The sequence below is a fragment of the Streptomyces sp. VNUA24 genome (genome assembly GCF_029167005.1).
Taxonomy (GTDB): Bacteria; Actinomycetota; Actinomycetes; order Streptomycetales; family Streptomycetaceae; genus Streptomyces; species Streptomyces scabiei.
The window spans coordinates 9,234,423-9,255,696 of record NZ_CP119143.1; the positions used below are offsets into that span (position 1 = coordinate 9,234,423).

The following is a 21,274-nucleotide window of genomic DNA, read 5'->3' on the forward strand; positions in this document are numbered from 1 at the left end:
CGTCGGCGCTTTTCACGAAAGCCCCTCGCCCAGAAAGCGCGTACTCTTTCTTGCCCGGTGAATGTGCCAGAAGCATGCCGGGGAAATAAGGTCGGAGAAGACCGCGCTCAGCCTAGCGTGTGCTGGTCGAGCGTGGGACGTTATCGCTGGCTCTGCCTGGGCATCATGAACCGTGGACCCGGTACACCCCGCGGCCGAGACGTCGGCCCGCCCATCCGAGGAAGGACACTTCGATGGGGGAGAAGGTCGTGGCGGGGCCGTTTGGCCTCTCCGATCGCCAGCAGTACCGCGACAAGCTCCGGCAGTGTCTGACGGGGCTGGCGCGGCTGTTGGAGGAGAAGCGGTTCGACCGCCCCAGGAACCTCATGGGGGTGGAGATCGAGCTGAACCTCGTCGACGGCGACGGTCTGCCGAGAATGATGAATGCGCAAGTACTCGAACGCATTGCGAGCCGAGACTTCCAAACAGAACTCGCCATGTTCAATCTGGAAGTCAACATAGCTCCACACCGGCTGGGCGGCCGGGTATTCGACCAGCTTTCCGAGGAGCTGCGCACCTCCCTCGCCTATGCCGACCGCAAGGCGGTCGAGGTGGGCGCGGGGATCGTGATGATCGGCATTCTCCCCACGCTGGGCCGCGACGACCTGGTCTCCTCGAACCTCTCCGCCGGCGACCGCTACACCCTGCTGAACGACCAGATCGTCGCCGCCCGCGGCGAGGACTTCACCCTGGACATCGACGGGGTGGAGCGGCTCGTCTGCACCTCGAAGTCCATCGCGCCGGAAGCCGCCTGCACCTCCGTGCAACTGCATCTGCAGGTGACGCCGGGCCGGTTCGCGGATGTGTGGAACGCCGCCCAGGCGGTCGCCGCCGCACAGGTCGCCATCGGGGCCAACTCGCCGTTCCTGTTCGGGCACGAGCTGTGGCGGGAGTCGCGGCCACCCCTGTTCCAGCAGTCCACCGACACACGGCCGCCCGAGCTCCAGGCCCAGGGGGTGCGGCCGCGCACCTGGTTCGGGGAACGGTGGATCTCCTCGGCGTACGAACTCTTCGAGGAGAACCTGCGCTTCTTCCCGGCCCTGCTGCCCATCTGCGACGACGAGGACCCGATCGCCGTCCTCGACGCGGGCGGCACCCCCTCGCTCGCCGAACTCACCCTGCACAACGGCACCATCTACCGCTGGAACCGTCCCGTCTACGGCATCGCCGACGGGGTCCCGCACCTGCGGGTCGAGAACCGGGTGCTGCCCGCGGGGCCCACCATCACGGACGTGATCGCGAACGCGGCCTTCTACTACGGGGTCGTCCGCGCGCTGGCGGAGGAGTCGCGGCCCGTGTGGACCCGGCTGCCGTTCGAGGCCGCCGCGGCCAACTTCGACGAGGCGTGCCGCCACGGGATCGACGCACGGCTGCAGTGGCCCCGGGGGCGGTACGGCGGAGTGGGGCCGGTGGACGCCGTGAACCTCGTGCGCGACGAGCTGCTGCCGCTCGCCGAGGTCGGACTGGACGCCTGGGGGGTCGAGCCGGCCGACCGGGACTTCTATCTCGGCGTGATCGAGGAGCGCTGCCGGCGACGGGCCAACGGGGCGTCCTGGCAGGTGGAAACGTTCCATCGGGCGCTGGCCAAGGGCTTGGGACGGGACGCGGCGCTGGCCGCCACCACCAAGCGCTACGGCGAGCTGATGCACTCCGGGGAGCCCGTCCACAGCTGGCCGGTCGGGCTGCCGGAGCCGGTGCCGCTGGGCTGAGGAGCCGCTCGCAGGGGCAGCCGCCGGAAAGTCCCGGACCGCCGCGGGTCATGATGGACCCTCGGCGGGGCCGGACAACTGGAGGCGTGGGTGCAGGGGCAGGCGGAGGCGGCGGAGGGCGCGGTGCCGTGGGAGCGGCCGGGCCGGCGGATCCTGCGGGACGAGACACTGCTCGTGCTCGGGGTCTCGCTCGGCGCGAGCGGGGTGTCCGCGCTGATCAGCTTCATCGGATCGGTCACCAAGCCGGGCGGGCTGAAGGACCAGGCGGCCACCATGAACGCCTCGGCCGCGCCGGGCAGGCCCTGGCTCGACCTCGCGTGGCAGCTGTTCGGGATCACCGCCGCCCTGGTCCCGGTCGCCCTGGTCGCGCACTTCCTGCTGCGTGAGGGCGCCGGGCTGCGCACCCTCGGGTTCGACCGGACGAAGCCGTGGTTCGACCTCGGCCGGGGCGCGGCGGTCGCCGCCGTGATCGGCAGTACGGGCATCGCCTTCTATCTGGCGGCCCGCGGCCTCGGGTTCAACCTCACGGTCGTGCCGGAGGCGCTGCCCGAGGTGTGGTGGAAGTACCCCGTACTGATCCTCTCCGCGATCCAGAACGCGGTCCTCGAAGAAGTCATCGTGCTCGCGTACCTGCTGCGCCGGCTCCAGCAACTCGGCTGGTCACCGGGGACCGCGCTCGCCGCCGGCTCGGTGCTGCGCGGGTCGTACCACCTCTACCAGGGCATCGGCGGCTTCGTCGGCAACATGGTGATGGGCGTGGTGTTCGTCTACCTGTACCGGCGGTGGGGGCGTGTGGGGCCGCTCGTGGTGGCCCACTCGCTGCTCGACATCGGGGCGTTCGTGGGGTACGCGCTGCTGGCGGGGAAGGTGGGCTGGCTGCCCACCGCCTGAGGCGGCCGGACCGTCACGCCGTCGGTTCGGTCTGAGGCGGCCGTACCGTCACGCCCTCGGTGCGGTCTGAGGCGGCCGTACGGTCACGCCGTCAGTTCGCCGTCGATGACCGTGACCGCGCGCCCGGAGAGCAGGGTGCGCCCGCCGCGGAGTTCGGTGCGCACGCGGCCGGAGCGGGGGGACGCCTGCAGGCCGGTGAGGTCCGGGGCACCCAGGCGCGCGGACCAGTAGGGGGCGAGCGCGGTGTGGGCGCTGCCCGTGACGGCGTCCTCGTCGATGCCGAGGTTCGGGAAGAAGCACCGCGAGACGTAGTCGTACCCGGCGGCGGGGTCCTCGGCGCGGGCCGTGGCGATGATGCCGCGCTCGGAGTAGCGGCCGAGGGACCGGAGGTCGGGGGCGAGACCCCGGACCGTCTTCTCGTCGGCCAGCTCCACCAGGAGGTCGCCCACGTTCGGACCGGTGTCGACCGCGTTCAGCGGCTCGGCGCCCAGCGCCCCGGCGACCCCGTCCGGGACGGCGACCGGGGTGAGGGGCGCGGTCGGGAAGTCGAGGGTGAGCGAGCCGTCCGGGCGGGGGGTGGCGAGGAGGACGCCGCTGCGCGTGGCGAACCGTACGGGGCCTTCATGGGCGTTCGTGCTGTTCAGGACGTGTGCGGTGGCCAGTGTGGCGTGGCCGCACATGGCCACCTCGGCGACCGGCGTGAACCAGCGCAGTGCCCAGTCGGCCTCGCCGCCCGGCGGGAGGGGATGGGCGAACGCGGTCTCGGCGTGGTTGACCTCTCTGGCCACGTCCTGCAGCCAGGCGTCCTCCGGAAACGCGTCGAGGAGGAGGACTCCGGCCGGGTTGCCGGAGAAGGGGCGGTCGGTGAAGGCGTCCACGATACGAATGCGCATGGGACGACGCTAGGGCGTCGGTGGAGCGGCGGACCAAGGCCAATCTCGGGATGCTGGACTGGTTTTCGGGGGCCAGTCGCGCGTGGGTCGGCCCGTCGGCCCGTCCCACGCGCGGCTGCGGCCCGCTAGTGGACGGAGAAGCCGCCGTCGACGAAGACCGACTGGCCGGTGAGGTAACCGGCCGAGCGGCCGGCCAGGAAGACGGCGGCACCGGCGAAGTCCTCGGCCACGCCGTTGCGTCCGGCCAGGGTGCGGGCGGCGAGGGCCGCCACCTTCTCAGGGTCGGACGAGAGCCGTGTGTTGAGGGGGGTCGGGACGAAGCCGGGGACCAGGGTGTTGCAGGTGACGCCGTGCGGCGACCACTCCTCGGCCTGTGAACGGGCCAGCGACTCCAGCGCGCCCTTGGAGACTCCGTACGCGCCGCTGCGGACGAAGGCCCGGTGCGCCTGCTGCGAGGTGATGTGGATGATGCGGCCGTAGCCGCGCTCGGCCATGCCCGGGCCGAAGCGCTGGCCCAGCAGGAAGGGCGCGTCCAGGTTCACGGCCATGGTGGTGTCCCACACGTCCTCGTCCAGTTCGCCCAACGGCGGCCGCAGGTTGACGCCGGCGCTGTTGACGAGGATGTCGGGCTCCCCGAACGCCTCGACCGCCCGCTCGGCCGCCGCGCGCACACCGGCACGGGTGCTCAGGTCGCCGCTCACCCAAGCCGCCCGGCAGCCGTCCGCCGTCAGCTCGTCGACCGTCGCTGTCAGCTCGGCCTCCTTGCGCGCGACGATCACCACGCTCGCCCCGGCCCGGGCGAGAGCCGAGGCGATGGCCCGGCCGATGCCGGAGCTGCCGCCCGTCACCACGGCGACTCGGCCGTCCAGCGAGAACAGGGCGGAGAGATAGCTGTCGGAGATCATTCCCGAACCCTAGAGGGGTGCCTCGGCGGATCGTCTCCCGGTGCCGATGACGTGGTCGATGGCGGAGGTGACGTCGGCGGCGATGTGGGTGGGCCGGTAGGCGGCCTCCGTCCAGGGGCGGCCGTGCGCGACCCAGACGCTGCGCAGGCCGAGGGCGTCGGCGCCCGCGATGTCGGCGTGGGCCGCGTCACCGACGACCCAGGCACCGGCGAGAGGGAGTGCGGCCGCGGCGGCCGCCGCGTGGAAGACCTCCGGCTCGGGCTTGCTGTGGCCGACGGCTTCGGAGACGACCCAGCCCCGCACGAGCCGGTCGAGCCCGGTGCGGCGGATCTTCGTCTCCTGCTGGACGGTTCGCCCGTTGGTGACGATCACGCAGGTCCAGCCTCCGCCGCGTGCGCGGTCGAGTGCCTCGCGGGCGGGCGGAGCCAGGACCACGCGGTCGGCGGCGCCGGTGTCGAGCAGGACGCGGACGGCTTCGGGCGGTACCGCGCCCGCATACCGCTCGGACAGGGCGGTGGCGACCTCGTGGCGCGGGGTGTGGCCGCCCCCGTCGACGGCCGTCACCCAGGGCAGATCGGTGGCGGGCAGGCCGTGTGCGCGCAGGAAGGCGGCCACGGCGGCCCGGAACGCCGCGTCGCGGTCGATCAGGGTGTTGTCCAGGTCGAGCAGCAGCAGAGGCATGCGCGGCAGTAGATCACGAAGGTGTGCTCGCATCGGGGGTTGTCAGACGACAGGTCCCGATATATCGTTGAGACATCGCGACAGATCAACGATGGAATGGAGTGATTGCGATGCGTTCCCGTGGACAGGACTTCGGATTCGAGCGTGGACATGGACGCCGTGGTGGGGAGCACCCCCGCGGCCGAGGTGACGCCGAGGCGCTGCGCGCCGCCTTCGGGCCGTTCGGGCCGGGCCAAGGTGGCCCCGGACCGTTCGGACCCTTCGGCGGGGGCCCCTGGGGTGGGCGCGGCCGGGGCGGCCCTCGGGGGAGGGCGAGGCGGGGCGACGTGCGCGCGTCGATCCTGGCCCTCCTCAAGGACAGGCCCATGCACGGCTACGAGATGATCCAGGAGATCGCCGAGCGCAGTGGCGGGGCGTGGAAGCCCAGCCCCGGTTCGGTGTACCCCACCCTTCAACTGCTGGAGGACGAGGGGCTGATCGCCAGTGCGACCGAGGGCGGCAAGAAGCTGTTCTCGCTCACCGAGGCCGGCCGCGCCGCGGCCGACGAGGGGCCCGAGGCCCCTTGGGAAGAGGCCTCGCGCGGGGTCGACTGGGAGGCGCTGAGTGAGATCCGGCAGGCCGGCTTCGGTCTGATGGAGGCGTTCGGCCAGGTCTGGAAGACCGGTGACAAGGACCAGCGCGACAAGGCGCTGACGGTGATCAACGAAGCCCGCAAGAAGCTGTACCTCATCCTCGCCGACGAGGACTGACGGCAGTGTGCGGGTGACCGCTACGAGAGGGCGCCCCGTGGAGAGGAATCTCCGCGGGGCGCTTTCGTGTGCGTGGGGCCTGCGGGCGGGGAGCGGCGAGTGGGGGTGCGGGCGGGCGTGCGGTCAGGTCACGAGGCCGCCGAGCTTGCGCAAGGACTCGGCGAGCGCGGCCGTGGCGGAGTCCCTGAGCTTGCCCGCCATCAGGGAGACGGCGGCGCCGGTGAACCGGCCGTCGATGCGGACCGTGGTGGCGTCGCCGTCGGGGGTGAGCGTGTAGCGGGTGGCGAGATCCACCGCCATGGGGCCCTTGCCGCGGAGGGCCAGGGTGCGGGCGGGTTCCAGTTCGGCGATGGTCCACTCGACCTCGGCGGGGAAGCCCATCATTCTCAGGTTCTCCTGGAACGTGCCGCCGACCGCGAGAGCGTCGGGGCCGCCTTTGGGGAAGCCGGTGTGGGTGGTGTTCCACTCGCCGTGCGAGGGCCAGTCGACGAGCCGGGCCCAGACCTGCTCGGCGGGTGCCTCGATGCGTGCCTCGGCGCTGACGTCGGCCATGCGACAACCCCTTCGTCTCGGACGGTGGTGTCGCGGAACGTAGCCTCGGGGCCCGGAACATTCAATACTGATGAACCGTCAGGAAGTGGCCGGCGGCTGGTGGTCGGTGGCTGGTGGTCGGTCGCCGGTGGTCGGTCGCCGGTGGGGCGGATGTCCACGTCACCTGCCGGTCCGGTGCCGCGCCGGGCGCGGGGCGGGGCGGCGCGCGGCCCCTGAGACGAGCGGGTGGGATCTCATCCGTAGGGAGGAGAGGCGGCTCCTCCTCGCGCAACCTGTGCCGGAGGCGAAAATGCTTCCTCCCGTGGATGCCCCGGGGGTGCCGGGGCTGATGGGGTGGGAGGCGTGCTACCCCGTATTCCCCGGCAGTCGGCCGTAGACCATGGTCCGGATCGCGTGGAGATCGAGGGCGGGCTCACGGATGAGCTGGCCTCGGTGGTCGCCGGTGCGCGCAGACGGGCCCTGCGGGACGGGGACCGGCAGATCGACACCGCCCATCTGCTGCACTCCCTCGTGGAGTCGGACCCGGAGGTCCGTGCCGTCTTCGACGGTCCGCAGGTCGCCCGGCTCCTCGGCTATCTCGTGCAGCGCAGCATCGGGTACGGGCTGCGCTGGCGGGTCGGTGTCGAGGACGCCGGCGCCGTCCCGGGCGGGCCGGGCAGGCCGGGCTGGTCGCCCGTGGCGTCCCGGGCGATGACCCGGGCGTACGACCGCGCCGTGCTGCGCGGCGCGGTGTCGGCCCACTGCGTCGATCTCCTCGCGGTGCTCGTCGTGGCGGGTGGTTCGCGGGCCGTGGAGGTGCTGGGCAAGGTCGGGGTCGACGGGGAGGTGGTGGCGCGACGCATCGCACAGGCCGGCGGGGGCGGCGCCGCGGAGCGCGGCGGGGAGACCGGCGACGGTGGCGCGGAGACCGACGACGGCGGCGCGGCCGATGACGCTCCGCCCCCGTCCAGCCATTGAGACAGGAGTCATCGGGGATGACGCTACTGTCGTCGGCTGACATCATGGGGCGGTGCATACGTCTCAGGGGAGTCAGGGGCATCGCGGGCGTGGCGTCGGGCTGGTGCTCGCGCTGGGGTCCGCGGTCGCCTTCGGCGGATCGGGTACGGCGGCCAAGCCGCTCATCGAGGCCGGGCTCGACCCGCTGCACGTGGTGTGGCTGAGGGTCGTCGGTGCCGCGTTGGTGATGCTGCCGCTGGCCGTGCGTCACCGCGATCTGGTGCGTCGGCGGCCCGCGCTGCTCGTCGGGTTCGGACTGTTCGCCGTGGCCGGTGTGCAGGCGTTCTACTTCGCCTCGATCTCCCGGATCCCCGTCGGTGTCGCGCTCCTCGTGGAGTACCTCGGACCGGCCATCGTCCTCGGCTGGGTGCGGTTCGTGCAGCGGCGGCCGGTGACGCGGGCCGCCGCGGTCGGTGTCGTCCTCGCCGTCGGCGGCCTCGCCTGTGTCGTGGAGATCTGGTCGGGGCTGAGCTTCGACCCGCTCGGGCTGCTGCTGGCGTTCGGGGCCGCCTGCTGTCAGGCCGGGTACTTCGTCCTGTCCGACCAGGGCGGCGACGAGGGGGCCGGGGCGCCGGATCCGCTCGGGGTGATCGCCTACGGGCTGCTGGTCGGCGCCGCGGTGCTCACGGTGGTGGCGCGGCCGTGGGGCATGGAATGGGGAGTGCTCGGGGGCGACGCGTCGATGGACGGTACGGCCGTTCCGGCGTGGGTGCTGCTCGGCTGGGTGGTGCTGCTCGCCACGGTGATCGCGTACGGGACCGGGGTGGTGGCCGTGCGGCGGCTGTCGCCGCAGGTGGCCGGGGTCGTGGGGTGCCTGGAGGCGGTCGTGGCGACGGTGCTCGCGTGGGTGCTGCTGGGTGAGCATCTGTCGGCGCCGCAGATCCTGGGCGGTGGGGTGGTGCTGGTCGGGGCGTTCGTCGCGCAGCGGTCCGCGGTGGGGGAGACGGTGCCGCGACCGCCGGCCGGGACCGTCGCGGAGGAGGCCGAGCCGGAACTGTCGGTGCGCCCCTGAAGGCCCCGGGGTGGCGCCTCGCCGTCGAGGCGGGCCCGGGGGCGCGTCCTACAGGGTCCTGAGGTAGTCCGGGAGCTCCGTGCCGGCGGGCAGGTCGGGCTCCGGGATCGGAGTGTCGTACCCCTTGCGCAGGGGGACGACGCCGGCCCAGTGGGGGAGGGCGAGGTCCTCGGGTTCCTCGTTGACGCCGCCGGTGCGGGTCTTGGCCGAGACCTCGTTCAGGTCGAGGCGGATCACGGCGGTGGCCGCGAACTCCTTGGGGTTGGCGGGCCGGGAGTCCCGCGAGCGGCCCGGTACGACGTGGTCGACGAGCGCGTCCAGGGCGATCCGCCGCTCCTGCGGGTCCGTGACCTCGTGGGCGATGCCGTGCACCACCACCGAGCGGTAGTTGATCGAGTGGTGGAAGGCGGAGCGGGCCAGGACCAGCCCGTCCACGTGGGTCACCGTCAGGCACACCGGGAGCCCCGGGTCGGCCTGGCCCGTCATCCGCAGCGGGCGCGAACCCGTCGAACCGTGCACGTAGAGCGTCTCGCCGACCCGGCCGTACAGCGTGGGCAGCACCACCGGGGCGCCGTCACGGACGAACCCGAGATGGCAGACGTACCCCTCGTCGAGTATCGCGTGGACCAGCTCCTTGTCGTACGACGCCTTCTCCCTGCCCCGGGTGGGGGCGGTGCGGTCGGTGGGGTGGTAGGCGGCGGCCGCCGGTGTCGTCGGCTGTGGTGTCCCCGTCATTGCGCTCCCCATTGCACTAGTGCATAGTTTGGTTTGTGCTAGGAGAATACATGGTCACCGGGCGGCGCGCGGCGGATATCGCGGCGAGCGTCGAGCGGGCGGTCGGGGCGGGCGAGCTGACCCCCGGTCAGCTACTGCCCCCCATGCGGGAGTTGGCGGAGAGGCTCGGGGTGAACCCGAACACCGTCGCGGCCGCCTACCGCACGCTGCGCGAGCGCGGGGTCATCGAGACGGCCGGCCGGCGGGGGAGCCGTGTGCGGCCCCGGCCGGCGACGACGGGCCGTGAGTACATCCGGGTGGAGGTGCCGGAGGGCGTCCGGGATCTGGCCGGCGGCAATCCCGACACCGCCCTGCTGCCGTCCCTCGCCGAGGCGTTCGCGGCCGCCGCCCGGCAGGGCGACCGCGAGCCCGTGCTGTACGGGGCGGGTTCCGTGGAGCCCGAGCTGGCCCGCATCGCGCGGGCCGAGCTGGACGCCGACGGGGTGCCGGACGGGCCGGTCGCCGTCACCTCCGGTTCGCTCGACGCGATCGAACGCGTCCTGGCCGCCCACCTCAAGCCCGGGGACGCCGTCGCCGTCGAGGACCCGGGGTGGGGCAGCGTGCTCGACCTCGTACCGGCGCTCGGGCTGCGCGTGGTGCCGGTCGGCGTCGACGACGAGGGGCCGCTCGCCGACGACGTCCGCGGGGCACTGGAGGCCGGGGCGCGGGCCCTGATCGTCACCGACCGCGCGCAGAACCCCACCGGCGCGGCCGTGAGCGCCGCACGGGCGCGTGCCCTGCGGTCCGTGCTGGAGGAGTATCCCGAGACCCTGCTCATCGAGGACGACCACGGCCACCGGATCGTCGCCCAGCCCCTGCGTCCTCTCGCCGGGGCCACCCGCAGCTGGGCCGTCGTGCGGTCGGTCGCCAAGGCGTACGGCCCCGACCTGCGGGTCGCGGTGCTCACCGGGGACGCCGTCACGGTCGACCGGGTCCGGGGCCGGCAACGGCTGGGGCCGGGCTGGGTGAGCCGGCTGGTGCAGCGGGCCGTCGTACGGCTGTGGACCGGCGGCGCGGTGGACGCCGCGGCCGTGGCGGCGGCGTACGGGAGGCGGCGCGACGCGCTGATCGGCGCCCTCGCCCGGCACGGGGTCGAGGCGCACGGGGTCAGCGGGATGAACGTGTGGATCCGGGTCCCGGACGAGACCGGCGCGGTCGCCCGGCTGCTCCACGCGGGGTGGGCCGTGGCGCCCGGCGCACGCTTCCGCATGAGCGCCCCGCCGGGGATCCGGATCACGGTCTCCGCCCTCACCGAGGAGGAGATCGGGAGGGTGGCGGAGGCGGTGGCTTCGGCGGTGCGGCCGGGCTCCGGTGGCGGCCGGGTGTGAGGGCGCCCGGCAGGTCAGGTGCGCGGCCTGGCCTGGGTCAGGGCGGCTCCCGCCAGGACGATCACCGCGCCGACCGGCGTCGACCAGGCCAGGGACTCGCCGAGCAGGACCACACCGGCGGCCGTGGCGATGACCGGGATGAAGTAGGTGACCATCTGGGCGGTGGTCGGGCCGACCTCGGAGACCAGGCCGTACTGGAGGAGCATGGCGACACCCGTGCCGAGGGCGCCCAGGGCGACCACCGCCAGCAGGGGCAGGACCGGGAAGCTGCTCGGCAGGGTCGTGAACAGCGGGGTGACGCAGGCCAGTTGAGCGGTGGCCAGCAGGAGCTGGGCGCCGGTGAGGGACAGGTGCGAGGTGCTGCTGCCGGCCAGCGTGCGGCGGACGTAGATCCAGCCGACCGGGTAACTGAGGGAGGCCAGCAGCGCCAGCGTGGTGCCCCGCGCGTCCAGCCCGCTGAAGCCCTGCCAGGCACCGAGCACGGTGAGCACGCCGAGGAAGCCGAGGCCGAGACCGGCGACCCGCACCCGGGTCGGGCGGTCCTCCGAGAGCGCCACCAGGGAGAGCGCCATGCCCCACAGCGGTGAGGTCGCGTTGCAGATGCCCGCCAGCGTGGAGGGGATGGTCAGCTCCGCATAGGCGAAGAGGGAGAACGGCAGCGCGTTGAGGAGCAGGGCCGCCACCGTGAGGTGCCCCCAGGTGCGGGCACCGCGCGGCAGCCGCTCCCGCTTCACCGCCATCGCCACCGCGAGCACCAGCGTGCCGAACAGCAGCCGCCCGAAGGTGACCTGGAACGGCGCGTATGCCTGGGTGCCCACCTTGATCAGAAGGAAGCTGAAGCCCCAGACGAGCGAGAGGAAGGCGAAGCGCAGGCGCCAGTCGACGGTGACGCGGGCGCGTCCGGGCAGGGAGGCAGGGGTGCGAGTGGGCGTGGCGGTGGTCATGCGCCCACCATGGCGCCCCACAATCTTGTAGCACAAGCGAGAATTCATGCGCTGAATCTCGTAGCATCTCTAACATGTTGAATCTGGAGAGGCTGCGTACCCTCGACGCGCTGGCCCGGCACGGTTCGGTCAGCGGGGCGGCCGAGGGGCTGCATGTGACGACCTCGGCCGTCTCGCAGCAGATGGCCAAGCTGGAGCGGGAGGTCGGACAGCGCCTCCTCGCCAAGAACGGGCGGGGCGTGCGCCTCACGGACGCGGGGCGGCTGCTCGCCGAGCATGCCGCGCGCATCCTGTCGCAGGTCGAACTGGCCCAGGCGGACCTGGAGGCACAGCGCGGGCAGGTCGTCGGCGAACTGCGGCTGGCCGCGTTCCCCACGGCCGTCCGGGGACTGTTCCCCGCCCTCTTCCGCGCGCTGCGGGACGACCATCCCGCCCTGCGCGTGCGCTCACGGGAGCTGGAGCCCGAACTCGCCATCCACGCGGTGGTCCGAGGCGACGCCGATCTGGCGGTCGTCCTCGACTGGTACAACAAGCCGCTGCCCGTCCCCGAGGGCCTCGCCAGGGCCGCCATCCTCGACGACCCGGTGGAGGTGGCCCTGCCCGATGACCACCCGCTGGCCGGGCGGGACGAGATCGACCTGCGGGAACTGGCGGAGGAGCCGTGGGTCGCCTGGCCCGAGGGGGAGTTCTGCCACGAATGGCTGCTCTACACACTGCGTGCCAACGGGATCGAGCCCCAGATCGCCCACCGGGCCGGTGAGCACCACACCCAACTGGCGCTGGTCGCAGCCGGGTTGGGTGTCTGCATCGCACCCCGGCTCGGCCGCGACCCGATGCCGGCCCGGATGCGGACGGTCCCCGTGCGCCCCCGGGTCCACCGGAGCGTCTACGCCGTCTGGCGCGCGGACGCCGACCGGCGGCCGTCGATCAGGGCGGCGGTCGAGGCGCTCCGGGCGGCGGGCGCCGCCTGCGGTTCGGGGTGAACGGGCGCCGGGCCCCCTGACCGGCGACCGGGCCCGGCGGGCGGTGTGCCACGCGGGGCGCTCCGGCCGGGTGCTATCCCAGCTTGCGGAAGTCCCAGGACGCGATCGCGTCCGGCGTCAGACGCAGCCAGGCGTGCCGGCCGTCGTGCGGCATCTCGTCGATGCCGAAGTTCTTGCGGGCGAACCGCCGCTCCACCTCGACGAGTTCGGGAACCGGCTCGCCCGTGCGCGGTGCCTCGCCGACGAACTCGACGGTGCCGGACAGCTCGACGCCGCGCAGTTCGCCGTACTCCTCGCCCGCGTCGACCACGACGGCGACGCGCGGATCGCGGCGCAGCGCGGACCACCGCTTGCTGCGGGTGATCGAGTAGAGCCAGAGCGAGGTGCCGTCCCAGACGTACCAGAGCGGGCTGATGTGGGGGGAGCCGTCGGACGAGACCGTCGCGACGCGGCAGGTGCGCTGCGCGCCGAGGAACTCGTCCAGTTCGGCCGGCTCCATCATGATCTTCCGGCCCCGGCGCTGCGTGGCGGTCATCGTCATCCCCTTCACTGACGTGGCGTCAGAAGAGCATCGGCCGTCTTCCGTCCCTGCGCAAGGGGCGTTACGCTCGCCCGCCCGATCGCCGTCGACAAGGGGGAACGGCATGCCGTCGTACGCCAACGAGGACGCGAGCGACTCCAGGAGACGGCGGGAGCTGCACGGGCTGCTCGAACCCGCCACCACCGTCCTGCTCACCGTCGAGTGCCAGCGCGGGGTCGTCGGGCCGGACGGCGCGCTGCCCGAACTCGCCCGCGAGGCACGCTCGTCGGGGGCGCTCGCCAACGTGGCCAGGCTGGTCGACGCGGCCCACGGGAGCGGGGTGCAGGTCATGCACGCCGTCGCCGAACGGCGGCCGGACGGGCGGGGGGCCAACCGCAACGCCCGCCTGTTCCGCGCGGCGGAACGGCTGCCCGTACGGCAGGTGACGGGCACCGAGGCCGTTCGCGTCGCCCCGCCCGTCGAGGTCGCCGAGGAGGACCTGGTCGTACGGCGGCTGCACGGGCTGTCGCCGTTGGCGGGCACCGACGTGGACGCGCTGCTGCGCAATCTGGGGTGCCGCACGCTGATCGTCACCGGGGTCTCGGCCAACGTGGCCGTGCCGAACGCCGTGTTCGACGCGGTGAACCGCGGCTACCGCGTCGTCGTGCCCGGGGACGCCATCGCGGGGGTGCCTGCCGACTACACCCCCGCGATGATCCGCCACACCCTCGCGCTGGTCGCCACGGTCGCGACCACCGACGAGGTGCTGGCGTGCCTGACGGGGATCAGGCCAGCGTGATCGCATCACCCGAGACGCTGACCTTCTTGGCCGGCAGCGGCTTCGTCGCCGGGCCGCTCTGCACACTGCCGTCGGCGATCGAGAAGTTGCTGTTGTGACAGGGGCAGTTGATCACGCCGTCGGCGATCGACTTCACGGCACATCCGCGGTGGGTGCAGGTGGCGGAGAACGCCTTGTACTGGCCCGCCTCCGGCTGGGTGATGACGACACCCTCGTCTTCGAAGATCTTGCCGCCGCCCTCCGGGATGTCCGAGGTCTTGGCGATCGCCGTGCCGCCGGCGCCGCCGCTCGTGCTGCCGCCGTTCGCCTCCGCCGTCGAGTCGCCGCCCGCCCCCGCCCCGGCACCGGAGGAGTTCGAGGTCGAGGTCGACGGGTCGTCCTCCGACCCGCACGCGGTCAGCGCGACGGCGAGTCCTGCCACGCCGGCCGCCGCCATGACGGTGCGACGGCCCGGGATCGAAGCGGGTGTGTTCGTTTCGCTGGTCATGCCGGAGGTTCCTCCCGAGATGGCTCTGCACGGTCGCCCATGGGTACGTCGGGGCTGTGCTCGAACGTTCAGACAGGGTGCACATCCTGACCTGTCCGAGGTCATGACGACGTCAAAAGCAGCTGTCCGGAAGCTGTCGATCCGAGCCGGCGGCGGACGGGTCGCCTCCGGGTGCCCGCGGCACGCCGGTAGCCTGGGGCGATGCTCAAGGAAGTCAGCGTGACCCGGTACATCACGCCGTTGCGGGAAGGCGGTTCGCTGCCGGGGCTCGTCGAGGCCGACGACCGCGGCACGTACGTCCTGAAGTTCACCGGCGCGGGTCAGGGCCGCAAGACGCTGGTGGCGGAGGTCGTCTGCGGCGAGCTGGCCCGGCGGCTCGGTCTGCGGGTGCCCGGCCTGGTCGCCCTCGACCTCGATCCCGTCCTCGGGCTCGGCGAGCCGGACGAGCAGGTGCAGGAGCTGATCAAGTCCAGCGGCGGCACCAACCTGGGCATGGACTTCCTGGCCCGCGCGATCGGCTTCGACCCGCTCGCCTTCGCGGTGAGCCCCGAGGAGGCCGGGCGGGTCGTCTGGTTCGACGCGCTGATCAACAACGTCGACCGTTCCTGGCGCAACCCCAACCTGCTGATCCGGAACGGCGAGCTGTGGCTCATCGACCACGGCGCCACCATGATCTGGCACCACCACTGGCCGGGCGCCCGCGCCTCCGCGGCCAAGCCGTACGCCGCCGCCGACCACGCCCTGGCGCGCTTCGCCCCCGATGTCGCCGCGGCCGCCGCCGAGCTCGCGCCCCTGGTCACCGAGGACCTGCTCGCCGAGGTGACCGCCCGGATCCCGGACGTCTGGCTGACCGGCGAACCCGGCTTCGCGACGGCGGACGCGCTGCGGCGCGCGTACGCCGAACCGCTGCTCGCCCGCGCCGCCGACATCCACGAACGCATCGAGGGGATCACGTGAGCGACCGCTTCCTGGGCACCGGGGCGACCGGGCAGGACGTCTACGAGTACGCGCTGCTGCGGGTGGTGCCCAGGATCGAGCGCGGGGAGTGCTTCAACGCGGGCGTCCTCGTCTACAGCCGCTCCCGGGCCCTGGTGGCCGCCCGTACGCATCTGGACGAGGCCAAGCTCCTCGCGCTGGACCCCGGGGCGGACGTGGGGGGCGTACGCGCCGCGCTGCGCGCCGTCGAGGGCGTGTGCGCCGGCGGGGACGCGGCCGGGCAGGCCGCCCGGGACGACGCCGGCCGGCGGTTCCGGTGGCTGGTCGCGCCCCGTTCCACGGTCGTGCAGGCGGGGCCCGTGCACACGGGGCTCACCGCGGATCCGGCGGCGGAGGCCGATCGGCTGCTCGCCCTGCTGGTCAGGTGACCGGCGCGCGGCGCGCCGCCGGGCCCGGGCGGGGCCGAGTAAGGGATCACACCTGGTGGGACGTTGACACCGGGTGCCAGGACTTCTAGCGTCACGTGTGCTGAAGGTACTAAGCGGTCGCTCATTCATCGGGGCGTGCCGCAGGAGCCGCATCCCAAGGGCGAGGAGAACCAGCAATGTCCACCACTGAGCAGCGTGTCGCCGTGGTCACCGGTGGCGCGCGCGGCATCGGTGCCGCGACCGCCGTACGACTGGCCGCCGAGGGCCGTGCCGTCGCGGTGATCGACCTCGACGAGGCCGCGTGCAAGGACACCGTCGAGAAGATCACGGCCGCCGGCGGCAAGGCGCTCGCGGTCGGCTGCGACGTCTCCGACGAGGCCCAGGTCGAGGCCGCCGTCACCCGGATCGCCGAGGAGCTGGGCGCCCCGACCATCCTGGTCAACAACGCGGGCGTGCTCCGCGACAACCTGCTGTTCAAGATGGGCGCGTCCGACTGGGACACGGTCATGAACGTGCATCTGCGGGGCGCCTTCCTGATGGCCAAGGCCGTCCAGAAGTACATGGTCGAGGCCAAGTTCGGCCGGATCGTCAACCTGTCCTCGTCGTCCGCGCTCGGCAACCGGGGCCAGGCCAACTACTCCGCCGCCAAGGCCGGTCTCCAGGGCTTCACCAAGACCCTCGCCATCGAACTCGGCAAGTTCGGCGTCACCGCCAACGCCGTGGCGCCCGGCTTCATCGTCACCGACATGACCGCCGCCACCGCCGCCCGCGTCGGCATGGGCTTCGAGGACTTCCAGGCGGCCGCCGCCACCCAGATCCCCGTCCAGCGCGTGGGCCGCCCCGAGGACATCGCCGGCGCCATCGCCTACTTCACCGGCGAGGACGCCGGGTTCGTCTCCGGCCAGGTGCTGTACGTGGCCGGCGGACCGCTGAACTAAGGGAACGGGAACATGACTTCGGTACAACTCCCCGAACTGTCGGGCAAGGTCGCCCTCATCACCGGCGCCAGCCGCGGCATCGGCCACGGCATCGCCGAGGCCCTCGTCGCGCGCGGCGACCGGGTCTGCATCACCGGCCGCGACGAGGACTCGCTCAAGAAGGCCGTCGAGCAGCTCGGCGCCGACCGGGTCATCGGCGTCGCCGGCAAGGCCCACGACGTGGCCCACCAGGCACGCGCCGTCGAACGCACGATGGACGCCTTCGGCCGCGTCGACTTCCTGGTCAACAACGCCGGAACGAACCCGGTCTTCGGGCCGATCGCCGACCTCGACCTCGACGTCGCCCGCAAGGTGTTCGAGACGAACGTCGTCTCGGCCCTCGGCTTCGCCCAGCGGACCTGGCACGCCTGGCAGAAGGAGAACGGCGGCGCGATCGTGAACATCGCCTCCGTCGCCGGAGTCTCCGCGTCACCGTTCATCGGCGCCTACGGCATCAGCAAGGCCGCCATGATCAACCTGACCCTGCAGCTGGCGCACGAGTACGCGCCCGGGGTCCGGGTCAACGCGATCGCGCCCGCCGTGGTGAAGACCAAGTTCGCGCAGGCCCTCTACGAGGGCCGGGAGGCCGAGGCCGCCGCGGCCTACCCGCTCGCCCGGCTCGGCGTGCCCTCCGACATCGGGGGCGCCGCGGCCTTCCTCACCTCGGAGCAGTCCGACTGGATCACCGGCCAGACGCTCGTGGTCGACGGCGGCATCTTCCTCAACGCGGGGGTCGCCTGACAGAGTACGGCGGGCGCCGGTGCATGCTTCACCGAACATCTCCGGCGCCCGTCCGCACCCCTCACCGGGGCTCGACAACGCCGTCACTCGCGGACTGATCAAGGGCTTCGTCGGCCGAGCGGGAGCCGCTCGCGGGGCCTGCGGTATCGTTCGCCCACTCTTGGTACGGCATTTCGAGGAGCATGCGCGTGTTCAACCGGAACCGATACTTGCCGCCACTCGCGGTGATCGCGTCCATATCCCTGGTGACCGGGTGTGGTGTGTTCTCCTCGGACGCCTCCGACGACGCGGACCCCATCGTGGTGGGCACCACCAGCGCCCCGAGCACCCTGGACCCGGCCGCGGCCTGGGACAGCTCCTGGGAGCTGATGCGCAACGTCTTCCAGCCCCTGCTCGGCTACGCGCCCGGCGGTTCCGACCCCGAGCCCGACGCCGCCGAGAGCTGCGAGTTCACGGACAGCACCAGCACCGTGTACAGCTGCACGCTGCGCGAGGGCCTGAAGTTCTCCAACGGCCACACGCTGGACGCCCAGGCCGTCAAGTACTCGTTCGACCGGATCAAGAAGATCAACGTCAACGGCGGTCCCGCGGGTCTGCTGACCACTCTCTCCCGCGTGCAGACGAAGGGCGACCGCGAGGTCGTCTTCCACCTCAGCCAGCCCGACGCCACCTTCCCGCTGGTGCTCACCACGCCCGCCATGTCGATCGTGGACCCCGCGGACTATCCGGCGGACAAGCTCCGCGAGGGCACCGAGATCACCGGCTCCGGGCCCTACGACCTCGACTCCTACGACGAGGGCAAGAAGGCCGAGCTGGTCAGGAACGAGAACTACAAGGGCCTCGCCGACCGCAAGAACTCCGCCGTCACCATCGAGTACTTCGGGCAGTCGGACCAGATGGTCAGGGCCCTCAAGGACAAGAAGATCTCGGTCATCTACCGGGGCCTCGGCGCCGCGGACATCGTGGACATCCAGACCAACCACGACGACGAGAACCTCCAGATCGTGGAGAGCCCCACCACCGAGATCAGCTACCTGGTGTTCAACCCCAAGGACCCCTGGGCGAAGAACCCCGCGGTCCGCAAGGCGATCGCCCAGGTCCTCGACCGTCCGGCGCTCGCCCACAACATCTACAAGGACACCGTCGAGCCGCTGTACTCCATGATCCCCAGGGGTCTGGTGGGTCACACGACCGGCTTCTTCGACGACTACGGCAACCCCAGCGCGACCAAGGCGAAGTCCATCCTGACCGAGGCGGGCATCACCGAAACGGTTCCTCTCACGCTCTGGTACACCTCGGACCGGTACGGCTCCCAGACCAAGCCGGCCTTCGAGGAGCTGAAGCGGCAGCTGGAGGCGTCCGGCCTGTTCTCGGTCACGCTCAAGAGCCGGCCCTGGAAGACCTACTCGGAGGGCTACCAGAAGGGCGAGTACCCGATCTTCGGGCGTGGCTGGAACCCCGACTTCAACGACGCCGACAACTTCATCGCCCCGTTCGTGGGCGAGCAGAACGCGCTCGGCACCCCGTACAAGTCCCCCGAGATCACGGACAAGCTGCTTCCCGAGTCGCGCGCCGAGAGCGACCGCGGGGCCGTCTCGGAGGAGTTCGAGGAGGCCCAGCAGATCCTCGTGGACGACGCCCGCCTGATCCCGCTCTGGCAGGGCAAGGCGTACACGGCCGCGAACGAGGAGATCGCCGGACTGGAGAACGTCATCGACCCCGCGACGATGATGACCATGTGGCAGCTCTCCTGGAAGACCAGCTGGTAATTCCGGGTGCGGGCGCCCGTTGTCAGTGGGCGCCTGTAGGTTCTGTGCTCTGACGGCGGCCGCGCCTCGCGCGGCTGCCCATGGCCGCGTGCTCCGCGGCCGTGAAGTGAGCGCACACCGGAGGAAGTTGACGTGACCGACATCGCCATGCTGCCCGAGTCCTGGCGCGGGGTCCTGGGGGACGAGCTGCAGCAGCCCTACTTCAAGGAACTCACCGAGTTCGTCGAGGAGGAGCGCGCCAAGGGTCCCGTCTACCCTCCCCGTGAGCAGGTCTTCGCCGCGCTCGACGCCACGCCGTACGAGAGCGTGAAGGTCCTCGTCCTCGGCCAGGACCCGTACCACGGCGAGGGCCAGGGCCACGGCCTGTGCTTCTCCGTGCGGCCGGGGGTGAAGACCCCACCCTCCCTGCGCAACATCTACAAGGAGATGCAGGCCGAGCTGGGCACCCCGATCCCGGACAACGGCTATCTGATGCCGTGGGCCCAGCAGGGCGTGCTGCTGCTCAACGCGGTCCTCACGGTCCGCTCCGGCGAGGCCAACTCGCACAAGGGCAAGGGCTGGGAGAAGTTCACCGACGCCGTGATCCGCGCGGTCGCCGACCGACCCGACCCGGCCGTCTTCGTGCTGTGGGGCAACTACGCGCAGAAGAAGCTCCCGCTGATCGACGAGGAGCGCCACATCGTGGTGAAGGGCGCGCACCCCTCGCCGCTGTCGGCCAAGAAGTTCTTCGGCTCCCAGCCGTTCACGCAGATCAACGAGGCCGTCGCCCGGCAGGGCCACGAGCCGATCGACTGGACGATCCCCAACCTCGGCTGACGCGTGGTTCGTCCGCCCGCCGTCGCGTTCCGGCCCGTCCGGCTCGTCCGCCGTACGGCCGCCGGGGCGCCCGCGCGGTTGTACGGGGCCGCCTGACCGGGAATGCCGGTACCTGCCGTTAGCGTCGGGAGGGACAGGCGGACCAGGGGGCGACGAGTGCGGAGGACGCGGTGGAGCGACAGGAGCAGGTGGCACCGGACGCCCTGATGACCCGGATCGGGCAGGCGGTCATGCTGCACCACGGGGGTGACCGCGAGGAGGCCCGGCACCGCCTGCTGCAGCTGTGGGCGGAGATCGGCGAGGACGGCACCCCGCTCCACCGCTGCACGCTGGCGCACTACATGGCCGACACCCAGGACGATCCGGACACCGAGCTGGCCTGGGACCTGCGGGCGTTGTCGGCCGCCGACGAACTGTCCGGCGGCCGGCCGGCCGGGCACGCCACGGACCGGCACGCGGTCGGCCTCGCGGACCGCCCCGGGAGCCGTGCCGAGGAGTGCCCGGACGCGTCGGCGGTGCGTGCCTTCTACCCCTCGCTCCACCTCAGCCTCGCCGCCGACTACGCCAAGCTGGGCCGCCCCGACGCGGCCCGCAGCCATCTGCGGCTGGCCCGGGCCGCGCTGGCCGTGCTGGACGACGGCGTGCACGGCGACGGCATCCGCACCGCCCTCGGCAGGCTGGAGGCCCGGCTCGACGAGGCGGGCCCCGGCGGAGGGGACGTGCCGGGGCCGCCGAGACAGCGGCCCTAGGTTCGTGCCAGAGCACCGGGACGAGGATCAGCGGCCGTAGACGTCCTTGCAGATGGCCGCCTGCGGGGTGTCCCTGCCCCAGCCGCCGTACTTGTGGCCGAGCGCGCACACGTCGGAGTTCCCGCGCGGCCGGGCCGGAAGGTTCTCGGGGAGGGGCGGGACGTCGACGTGCGGGCGGGACCCGGGGGGCGGGCCGTACCGCTCGGGCGGAGCCTGACGCTTCCCGCGGGGCGGCGGCGCGGGAGCGGGTGCGGCGGGCCGGGGATCGGTGGAAGCGGTGGCCGGTGCGCCGGGTTCGGGCGCGGTGGAGGTGCTCGAGGCGGGGTTCCTCGGCGGGCCGATCAGTTCCAGCGCCTCCCGCGCCGGCGCCTGCACGATCGGTGTGCCGCCGGTACCGTCCGGGCGGGGCTCGGACGGCAGGGACGGAACGGGCGACGCCTGCGCCGGGGGCGGCCGGTGCGCGGTCACGCAGCCGCTGAGGGCCGAGACGGCCACGGTGACCAGGAGCGTTGCGGTTGCGGTGGTGGTCGGTCGATGCACGCGCGCAACTCTGCTGGTTCCGGGCGCCTTTGGGGAGGGGGCGGGCGGATGATGCC

24 protein-coding genes are annotated in these 21,274 nt (G+C 72.4%); 15 read left to right on the forward strand and 9 right to left on the reverse strand.

What is annotated here, in order from left to right; translation table 11 throughout:
* Positions 1-233: 233 nt before the first annotated feature.
* Positions 234-1,748, forward strand: a complete 1,515-nt coding sequence (locus PYR72_RS39735; protein WP_059080783.1) for a hypothetical protein — start codon at positions 234-236, stop codon at positions 1,746-1,748.
* A 123-nt stretch (positions 1,749-1,871) separates the two neighbouring features.
* A complete protein-coding gene (locus PYR72_RS39740) occupies positions 1,872-2,639 on the forward strand; it encodes a type II CAAX endopeptidase family protein (RefSeq protein WP_275460641.1) in 768 nt (255 codons plus the stop codon).
* An 83-nt stretch (positions 2,640-2,722) separates the two neighbouring features.
* On the opposite strand, the gene PYR72_RS39745 is transcribed toward PYR72_RS39740, so the two are convergent.
* The 3 genes from PYR72_RS39745 to PYR72_RS39755 all read right to left on the reverse strand — a co-directional run bounded on the left by PYR72_RS39745 (position 2,723) and on the right by PYR72_RS39755 (position 5,118).
* Entirely contained in the window at positions 2,723-3,532 is an 810-nt protein-coding gene (locus tag PYR72_RS39745; RefSeq protein WP_275459770.1) for a PhzF family phenazine biosynthesis protein, read from the reverse strand.
* Positions 3,533-3,657: 125 nt separating this feature from the next.
* Positions 3,658-4,437, reverse strand: coding sequence for an SDR family oxidoreductase (locus PYR72_RS39750; protein WP_275459771.1), 780 nt, complete (start codon positions 4,435-4,437; stop codon positions 3,658-3,660).
* A 9-nt stretch (positions 4,438-4,446) separates the two neighbouring features.
* The gene (locus tag PYR72_RS39755) at positions 4,447-5,118 is read right to left on the reverse strand and encodes an HAD family hydrolase (RefSeq protein WP_275459772.1); all 672 of its coding nucleotides are present in this window, start codon (positions 5,116-5,118) and stop codon (positions 4,447-4,449) included.
* Between the two features lie 101 nt (positions 5,119-5,219).
* Here PYR72_RS39755 and PYR72_RS39760 point away from each other — a divergent pair, with 101 nt between their 5' ends.
* On the forward strand, positions 5,220-5,867 hold the full coding sequence (locus PYR72_RS39760) for a PadR family transcriptional regulator (RefSeq protein ID WP_275459773.1): 648 nt from the start codon (positions 5,220-5,222) through the stop codon (positions 5,865-5,867).
* Between the two features lie 123 nt (positions 5,868-5,990).
* Here the strand turns inward: PYR72_RS39760 and PYR72_RS39765 are convergent, their stop codons facing one another.
* Positions 5,991-6,419, reverse strand: a complete 429-nt coding sequence (locus tag PYR72_RS39765; RefSeq protein WP_275459774.1) for an SRPBCC family protein — start codon at positions 6,417-6,419, stop codon at positions 5,991-5,993.
* Positions 6,420-6,812: 393 nt separating this feature from the next.
* On the opposite strand from PYR72_RS39765, the gene PYR72_RS39770 reads away from it, so the two are divergent.
* Positions 6,813-7,376 carry a Clp protease N-terminal domain-containing protein gene (locus PYR72_RS39770; protein WP_275459775.1) on the forward strand — a complete coding sequence of 188 codons (564 nt, stop codon included), beginning with the start codon at positions 6,813-6,815 and terminating at the stop codon, positions 7,374-7,376.
* A gap of 52 nt (positions 7,377-7,428) precedes the next feature.
* Complete coding sequence (locus PYR72_RS39775; protein ID WP_275459776.1) at positions 7,429-8,427, forward strand: EamA family transporter; 999 nt, start codon at positions 7,429-7,431, stop codon at positions 8,425-8,427.
* 48 nt (positions 8,428-8,475) lie between these two features.
* Here PYR72_RS39775 and PYR72_RS39780 read toward each other — a convergent pair whose 3' ends face one another.
* Positions 8,476-9,162, reverse strand: coding sequence for a pyridoxamine 5'-phosphate oxidase family protein (locus PYR72_RS39780; protein WP_275459777.1), 687 nt, complete (start codon positions 9,160-9,162; stop codon positions 8,476-8,478).
* A 35-nt stretch (positions 9,163-9,197) separates the two neighbouring features.
* Between PYR72_RS39780 and PYR72_RS39785 the strand changes: the two genes are divergently transcribed.
* The gene (locus tag PYR72_RS39785; protein ID WP_275459778.1) at positions 9,198-10,529 is read left to right on the forward strand and encodes an aminotransferase class I/II-fold pyridoxal phosphate-dependent enzyme; all 1,332 of its coding nucleotides are present in this window, start codon (positions 9,198-9,200) and stop codon (positions 10,527-10,529) included.
* A gap of 14 nt (positions 10,530-10,543) precedes the next feature.
* Here the strand turns inward: PYR72_RS39785 and PYR72_RS39790 are convergent, their stop codons facing one another.
* Positions 10,544-11,473 (reverse strand): DMT family transporter, encoded by a 930-nt coding sequence (locus PYR72_RS39790; RefSeq protein WP_275459779.1) that lies wholly within the window; start codon positions 11,471-11,473, stop codon positions 10,544-10,546.
* A 74-nt stretch (positions 11,474-11,547) separates the two neighbouring features.
* On the opposite strand from PYR72_RS39790, the gene PYR72_RS39795 reads away from it, so the two are divergent.
* Positions 11,548-12,456: a LysR family transcriptional regulator gene (locus PYR72_RS39795; RefSeq protein ID WP_059080794.1), complete on the forward strand. Its 909-nt coding sequence runs from the start codon at positions 11,548-11,550 to the stop codon at positions 12,454-12,456.
* Between the two features lie 73 nt (positions 12,457-12,529).
* Here PYR72_RS39795 and PYR72_RS39800 read toward each other — a convergent pair whose 3' ends face one another.
* On the reverse strand, positions 12,530-12,991 hold the full coding sequence (locus tag PYR72_RS39800) for a pyridoxamine 5'-phosphate oxidase family protein (RefSeq protein ID WP_275459780.1): 462 nt from the start codon (positions 12,989-12,991) through the stop codon (positions 12,530-12,532).
* A 109-nt stretch (positions 12,992-13,100) separates the two neighbouring features.
* Between PYR72_RS39800 and PYR72_RS39805 the strand changes: the two genes are divergently transcribed.
* Positions 13,101-13,775 carry a cysteine hydrolase gene (locus tag PYR72_RS39805; RefSeq protein WP_275459781.1) on the forward strand — a complete coding sequence of 225 codons (675 nt, stop codon included), beginning with the start codon at positions 13,101-13,103 and terminating at the stop codon, positions 13,773-13,775.
* Here PYR72_RS39805 and PYR72_RS39810 read toward each other — a convergent pair.
* Positions 13,762-14,262: a Rieske (2Fe-2S) protein gene (locus PYR72_RS39810; protein ID WP_275459782.1), complete on the reverse strand. Its 501-nt coding sequence runs from the start codon at positions 14,260-14,262 to the stop codon at positions 13,762-13,764. The genes PYR72_RS39805 and PYR72_RS39810 overlap by 14 nt on opposite strands.
* 201 nt (positions 14,263-14,463) lie before the next feature.
* On the opposite strand from PYR72_RS39810, the gene PYR72_RS39815 reads away from it, so the two are divergent.
* From PYR72_RS39815 to PYR72_RS39845, 7 genes are all read left to right on the forward strand, one after another.
* Positions 14,464-15,219, forward strand: coding sequence for a HipA family kinase (locus PYR72_RS39815; protein ID WP_275459783.1), 756 nt, complete (start codon positions 14,464-14,466; stop codon positions 15,217-15,219).
* On the forward strand, positions 15,216-15,626 hold the full coding sequence (locus tag PYR72_RS39820; protein WP_275459784.1) for a DUF3037 domain-containing protein: 411 nt from the start codon (positions 15,216-15,218) through the stop codon (positions 15,624-15,626). Before PYR72_RS39815 ends, PYR72_RS39820 begins: the two co-directional genes overlap by 4 nt.
* A gap of 176 nt (positions 15,627-15,802) precedes the next feature.
* The gene (gene fabG / locus PYR72_RS39825) at positions 15,803-16,564 is read left to right on the forward strand and encodes a 3-oxoacyl-ACP reductase FabG (RefSeq protein ID WP_060907482.1); all 762 of its coding nucleotides are present in this window, start codon (positions 15,803-15,805) and stop codon (positions 16,562-16,564) included.
* Positions 16,565-16,576: 12 nt separating this feature from the next.
* Positions 16,577-17,344: an SDR family oxidoreductase gene (locus PYR72_RS39830; RefSeq protein ID WP_275459785.1), complete on the forward strand. Its 768-nt coding sequence runs from the start codon at positions 16,577-16,579 to the stop codon at positions 17,342-17,344.
* A 188-nt stretch (positions 17,345-17,532) separates the two neighbouring features.
* Complete coding sequence (locus tag PYR72_RS39835) at positions 17,533-19,113, forward strand: ABC transporter substrate-binding protein (RefSeq protein WP_275459786.1); 1,581 nt, start codon at positions 17,533-17,535, stop codon at positions 19,111-19,113.
* 132 nt (positions 19,114-19,245) lie between these two features.
* Positions 19,246-19,929 (forward strand): uracil-DNA glycosylase, encoded by a 684-nt coding sequence (locus PYR72_RS39840; protein ID WP_275459787.1) that lies wholly within the window; start codon positions 19,246-19,248, stop codon positions 19,927-19,929.
* Positions 19,930-20,135: 206 nt separating this feature from the next.
* Positions 20,136-20,678: a hypothetical protein gene (locus PYR72_RS39845; protein ID WP_275460642.1), complete on the forward strand. Its 543-nt coding sequence runs from the start codon at positions 20,136-20,138 to the stop codon at positions 20,676-20,678.
* A gap of 27 nt (positions 20,679-20,705) precedes the next feature.
* Here the strand turns inward: PYR72_RS39845 and PYR72_RS39850 are convergent, their stop codons facing one another.
* A complete protein-coding gene (locus PYR72_RS39850) occupies positions 20,706-21,218 on the reverse strand; it encodes a hypothetical protein (RefSeq protein WP_275459788.1) in 513 nt (170 codons plus the stop codon).
* Positions 21,219-21,274: the final 56 nt, after the last annotated feature.